The sequence below is a fragment of the Chamaesiphon sp. VAR_69_metabat_338 genome (genome assembly GCF_031423935.1).
Taxonomy (GTDB): Bacteria; Cyanobacteriota; Cyanobacteriia; order Cyanobacteriales; family Chamaesiphonaceae; genus Chamaesiphon.
In genome coordinates, this window is sequence record NZ_JANPGM010000381.1 from 1 (window position 1) to 5,867 (window position 5,867).

Below are 5,867 nucleotides of genomic sequence, written 5' to 3' on the forward strand. Positions count from 1 at the left end.
TGCGGGACGATCCAGCGTTCGTTGTCGATCGATTGAACTTCGCCAATTCCCAAGCACAGATCCGCGCTCATGACTTTGACAAAACCATTAGCAGCCAGCGGATCGGGCGTAAGGGTGAGTTCGGAGACTGGCAGGCGTTTGCCCTGGCTCCAGTATTTGACCAGATCTTCATCTGGTAAATTTACGGTCGCTAAATGTGCCAAGCCGCGATCGGGTGAAATGGGAACGAACACACTAGCTTCCTGCTGCTGGGCTAATTCTTCTAAAGTGATGCTATCTGCCAATTTAAAGCCACAACTGGCATTTCGTTCTAAAAAAGCCAAAACGCCTTTAGTGCCTAGTTTCTCGCCCAAGTCGCGGGCGATCGAGCGAATATAGGTACCGCCCCCACAAGCAATCTGGACTTCGACTTCGGGAAAATCTCCAGGCGTCCAGTTGAGAATGTCGATACTGTGAATCGTGACTTGGCGCGTCGGCACGTCAATAACTTCGCCAGCGCGGGCGAGCTTGTACAGCCGTTGTCCGTTGACTTGAATCGCACTATACATCGGCGGCGTTTGGACGATCTCGCCAATGAATTCAGTAAGTACCGATTGGATGAGATCGATCGTTAGATCGGGGATAGGTTGGGAATAAATTATCTCGCCTTCGAGATCGTCAGTTGTCGTTTGGATGCCCAATCGAATGACCGCTCGATAGGCTTTACCCTCAGGTAAATATTCTAATAGTCGAGTAGCTTTACCGATCGCGATCGGGAGCACGCCAACTGCGGCTGGATCGAGGGTGCCGCCATGTCCGACTTTTTTGGTCTGCAAAATCCGCCGCACTTTGGCTACACAATCGTGAGATGTCCAGTTGGGTAATTTCTTGAGGTTGATAAATCCGTCCACAGGCGATCGGTTACTCTTAGCGATTAGGTTAATATTAACCATAACTCGATTTTGGATTCTTCCCTGCCCGCCCCCCGCCCCCCGCTCCCCGCAATCTTCCCTAGTCTTTCATACCCCACTCTAGCCACGCTAAAGTTCACTTATGACTACTGTCCGTAAATCCGCATCCGAGCAGCCTTTTTCCGAGCGTTTAGCGGTGGCGATCGATCGCGAGGAAGTCGCGGCTGGCATCTTTTTACTACCAGCGTTACTAATCTTGGGCGTTTTCTTAGCGTTCCCGATTATATATCTGGGGTACTTGAGTTTCACTGGGGGCAGTTTTACCAGAGCAGGCGTGCATTGGGTGGGGGTGAGAAATTACTTACGCTTGTTACTCACGCCAGATTTTTGGCAAGTGATTGGCAATACGCTTTATTTCACGATCGGGACGGTAATGCCAAGTATCGCGATTCCGTTGGGTTTGGCGGTATTACTCAATCGCAATTTACCTGGTGTGGGCATTTTGCGGACGATTTATTTTATTCCGTCGATCGTGTCTTTAGTAGCTGCGGGATTGGGCTTTCGGTGGTTATTTCAATTCGATGGGGCGATTAACTCATTAATTGGGAATTGGGGAATCGAAAAGATTGCCTGGTTGAGTGATTCGTTTTGGGCGATGCCAGTAATTATTGTCTTAAGCGTGTGGAAGCAAATCGGCTTTAATTTAGTCGTGTTTTTAGCGGGACTGCAAGCGATTCCTAGCAATCGTTATGAAGCTGCCGAACTCGATGGTGCCGATCGATGGCAACAGTTTTGGTATATTACTTGGCCGGGGATGCGATCGACAATCGTGTTTGCGGCGATTACGACGACCATTTTTACGCTCAAAAGTTTCGAGCAAGTCTATGTAATTACGGGTGGCGGCCCCCTAAATTCTACCAATTTACTGGTTTACTATATTTACGATCGAGCTTTCGCTCAATTTGATTTTGGTTATGCCGCAGCAGCGGCGATGGTGCTACTCGCTTTTACCGCTGGCTTAGTCTACTTACAGTTACGAACTTCGACTCAGGAATAGAAATGCCATTTATACTAAATCCACTTTACAAAACCTACTATCTTGCCCTCACCCCGCCCTCGCCTCCGGCTCTGGCTCCCCTCTCCCAAACTTGGGAGCGACCGAAATCGCGCTGAGGTTTCCGTCTAGCGACACGTCTCGCTCCGCTCGCCTACAGCGTGCGTTTCGGTCAAGACAGAGGGGTTGGGGGTGAGGGCAAAGGATGTCGATTGCAAAAGAAGTTCGCATAAGCTGGATTTGTTATTTAAATAGTAGGTTGAGTGAGTCTGGGCGTAAATTTACTGCGATTGCGAATGGCAAAAAATAAGACGATAAATGTGAAAATACCAGCGACATATAGTGGGTATCCATAAGTTGTGAGATTCTGCTGGTCTACCATCAGTCCAGCAATAATCGGCCCGATGCCATTAGCCGCACTTAAATAGGAAGCATTCAATCCTGACATTTTCCCCTGTTCTTCGGGGCTAGTATTTAAAGAAATTAAGGTGCTAATCATCGGCTGGACTAGCGAATTGAACAATGAGAACAGCATAGCGGCAATCAGGAAAAAATGAATGTCGGGAACGATCGGCATTAAGACGAAAGATAAACTCCGAAAGAATAAGCCTAAAAATAAAATCTTGACTAGGGTGAGGTATTTAGTCAAGATTTTTACGCCTTGAACTTGGACGACAACACCTACCACTCCAATTGCGAGAAATAATAAAGTGAGTGAATTATTATCTTGGTGTAAAACTTTTAAGTAATAGGGCTGAAAAGCAAAAGTGAATAACGTAAATGTCGTACCGACACAGAGATTGATGATAAACAAAATTCCCAACCTGGGAAAAGTCAATCCTTTAATCAAATCTCGCAAGCCCAGATCGAAGATATTCGTATCGGTGTGTTCTCTGACTGGCAATGTTTCTGGCAGAAAAAAGATCGTCAAGATTAAGGCGATCGCCGCAACAGCAGCGGACACTAAAAATGCTGTGCCTAGCGATCTTTGTTGAGCGATCAAACTCAAAACTGGCCCCATAATAAATCCCAAACCCAAAGAGGCACCGAAGATTCCAAACCCTTTAGCGCGATTTTCTGGTGTGGTGACATCGGAAATTACGGCTTGCGCTACCGAGATATTTCCGCCAGTGATGCCATCGAGGAACCGCGCTAAAAATAACACCGTAGCATTAGGCGCGGTGCCTGCTAACAGATTGCCAACAACCGTGCCGAATAAACTAATAATCAGTAACGGTCTGCGACCAAAGCGATCGGATAATTTGCCGATAATTGGAGTTGCAAAAAATTGCGCGATCGAAAAGATGGCAAACAGAAAACTGGTTTCAAAGTTACTGAGATGAAACTGACGGCCATACTGATAAATGGTCGGAATGAGGATCGTAAAACTCAGAGAGTTGATGAAATTAATAATGGAAATAATCCAGAAGCTACGATTCATTGAGTTCGGGGTGAAGAAAATTGAGAAGTTCAGCGGAGATCGGATCTAATTAATCCCTACAAAATCATGGTTTCACGATCGTCAGATCGATCGATAAATTCTAGGCTGCACAAGCGTTCGAGTAATTTTGACGCGAGATTTCAAAAAATCGACTTGCAGCTCGATCGATCGATTTGGTAGTAGATGGGACTTGACTCAGTGTAAATACCGACACAAGATCGAAATATATATTGACAGATCGGGGGATTTTCGGATTAATATTTGTACAAGTTTCGATTAGACTAAAAATGCATTAGAGTACTGTCTTTTGGCGATCGGGGTGCAGTTTTGGCAATATCTAATTCACAGCGATTGCTGTAGTAAAGGTTGCCTGTCGATCGTGCGGACTCTAAGGCTGCGGCCAGAGCTAGCCACTCCTTACCGGATCGGTTCGATCGTTTCAACATCAGTGCTAGGTCGATCCAGAATGTCTTACCGATCGACCTCACCAGCTATCCCACCCCGATTTATTGTCGATTGCTGTTAGTTAACTATGCTCCAACCTCGTCATTCTAAACCGTCTTTATTCATTAGCAATCTACCAATATGTCAATCCTTGCCCACTGGTAATGGATTTGGTGGATCGACCCTCAATCTCGATCTCGACTGGGAATCGATCTGGCCGCTCGCCAATCCAACACCGCCAATCGTCGCATCTCCGCAGCCAGCCATCGTTCAACAGCAGTCGCCGCTACTAGTTGAAGCTGTCAAGATTATCTGCTTAGCCTTATGGCTATGGTGTTTGCTGGGGGCTAATTTTTGCGTTAATTGTGTTGGCGCGATCGCCAATGTCGCTCCTCAATCTGCTGGTGCCGATCGCTGTTAAATTAGCTAGCTTTAAAGCCATAACAATCGCTAATTATGTAGCTCCATCAAAGCTGGGTCGATCGATCGACCCAGCTTGTGTCGATCTTGGGAATGGTTAAGATTGCTGCCATTTGGGTCGCCAGCCGGGTTTGATCGTCTGGTGCGATCGGGCGATCGCCAGACAGTCATCGGGAACGTCGCTGACGATCGTCGAACCAGCGGCGGTAGTAACTTGAGCACCAATATTTAGGGGTGCGACTAAGGTGCTATTCGAACCGATCCGGGTAAAGTCACCAATGGTAGTTTGATGCTTGAACTTACCGTCATAATTAACCGTAATCGTGCCCGCACCGATATTGACTTGTTTGCCGATAGTGGCATCGCCGATATATGACAGATGCGCGACGTTGGTATTATCTCCCAGCGTGCTTTTTTTCAACTCGACAAAGTTACCGACGCGGCAGCCAGCACCAATCTGACCTTGCTGGCGAATATGCGCGAAGGGGCCGACATTGGCTTTATCCCCGATCGTGCTATCGATCGCCACTGAATACATAAACGTGACATTATTGCCGATCTGGCTGTTTTCTACTAGGCTCCCAGGGCCGATCCGACTGCCACTACCGATCGTGGTATTACCCCGCAAATGGGTTTGGGGTTCGATAATCGCATCGACACCGATCTGCACTGTATCGTCGATCGTAATACTATCGGGGTCGATCATCGTCACCCCAGCCGCCATCCAATCATCTTTGATCCGCGATTGGAGAATTTCATAGGCAGTCGCCAATTGACGACGATCGTTGATCCCCATAATCTCGCGCTCGTCCGGTACGTCATACACCATCACTGGCGAGAGGAAATTCACCGCATCGGTGATGTAATATTCCTGCTGACTGTTATTGCTCTGTAATTTGGGTAGAACGGCTTGGAGTTTTTGCCAATTAAAACAATAGATTCCGGCATTGACCCGCCGATTCTGGCGTTGGAGATCTGTGCAATCCCGATCCTCGACAATCTCTTGGAGGAGGTTTTGACTATCGCAAAATACTCGCCCGTAGCCCTGTGGATTAGCAATTTGGGCTGTGAGTATCGTCGCTGCATTTTGATGCTGCTGGTGAGTCTGCAAGAGGGCTTTGAGCGTCTCAGGACGCAATAACGGCACATCCCCATTTAAGACCAGTAAATCCCCTTCAAAATCCGTTAGATGTGGGAGTAATTGCTGCACGGCATGTCCGGTACCGAGTTGCTGTGTTTGTTCGACAAATTCCAAATCGGGATAGTCGAGCATGGCGGTTTTAACGCGATCGGCCTGATAGCCAACGATCGCCAATTGACGTTCGGGCTGAAGTTCCGCACAACCAATTAATACTCGTTCGACTAGCGATCGTCCTCCCAGTAAGTGTAATACTTTGGGTAAGTCCGATCTCATTCGCGTGCCTTTGCCCGCTGCCAGAATTGCTACTGCTACCATAAATATAATTACGACTACCGAAGGAAACTAAACAAAGCCTCTCTTAAAATACCCCATTGCTCGAAACATGGATGCAATCGCAGCTAAACTCTGCTCGCGATCGTTCATAATTTTTAGAGAGATAATTTTGCAGCTTGGGGTATCGCAGCGAGTTGTAAAAAC

General features: G+C 47.3%; 5 protein-coding genes. 2 read left to right on the plus strand and 3 right to left on the minus strand.

Annotated elements, in window-relative coordinates; all coding sequences use genetic code 11:
• Positions 1-890, minus strand: an 890-nt coding sequence (truB, locus tag RMO84_RS10630; RefSeq protein WP_310488435.1) for a tRNA pseudouridine(55) synthase TruB, incomplete at its 3' end; no start/stop codon positions are given.
• Positions 891-1,032: 142 nt separating this feature from the next.
• On the opposite strand from truB, the gene RMO84_RS10635 reads away from it, so the two are divergent.
• Positions 1,033-1,947 (plus strand): sugar ABC transporter permease, encoded by a 915-nt coding sequence (locus RMO84_RS10635; RefSeq protein ID WP_310488436.1) that lies wholly within the window; start codon positions 1,033-1,035, stop codon positions 1,945-1,947.
• Positions 1,948-2,191: 244 nt separating this feature from the next.
• Here RMO84_RS10635 and RMO84_RS10640 read toward each other — a convergent pair whose 3' ends face one another.
• Entirely contained in the window at positions 2,192-3,385 is a 1,194-nt protein-coding gene (locus tag RMO84_RS10640) for an MFS transporter (protein ID WP_310488437.1), read from the minus strand.
• A gap of 532 nt (positions 3,386-3,917) precedes the next feature.
• Between RMO84_RS10640 and RMO84_RS10645 the strand changes: the two genes are divergently transcribed.
• Positions 3,918-4,250: a hypothetical protein gene (locus RMO84_RS10645; protein WP_310488438.1), complete on the plus strand. Its 333-nt coding sequence runs from the start codon at positions 3,918-3,920 to the stop codon at positions 4,248-4,250.
• A gap of 96 nt (positions 4,251-4,346) precedes the next feature.
• On the opposite strand, the gene glmU is transcribed toward RMO84_RS10645, so the two are convergent.
• On the minus strand, positions 4,347-5,705 hold the full coding sequence (gene glmU / locus RMO84_RS10650; protein WP_310488439.1) for a bifunctional UDP-N-acetylglucosamine diphosphorylase/glucosamine-1-phosphate N-acetyltransferase GlmU: 1,359 nt from the start codon (positions 5,703-5,705) through the stop codon (positions 4,347-4,349).
• Positions 5,706-5,867 lie beyond the last annotated feature (162 nt).

Bases quoted from the DNA above. Each gene is read 5' to 3' on its own strand.
- RMO84_RS10635 (WP_310488436.1), top strand. From the start codon at position 1,033: ATGACTACTGTCCGTAAATCCGCATCCGAGCAGCCTTTTTCCGAGCGT.
- RMO84_RS10640 (WP_310488437.1), bottom strand. From the start codon at position 3,385: ATGAATCGTAGCTTCTGGATTATTTCCATTATTAATTTCATCAACTCT.
- RMO84_RS10645 (WP_310488438.1), top strand. From the start codon at position 3,918: ATGCTCCAACCTCGTCATTCTAAACCGTCTTTATTCATTAGCAATCTA.
- glmU (WP_310488439.1), bottom strand. From the start codon at position 5,705: ATGGTAGCAGTAGCAATTCTGGCAGCGGGCAAAGGCACGCGAATGAGA.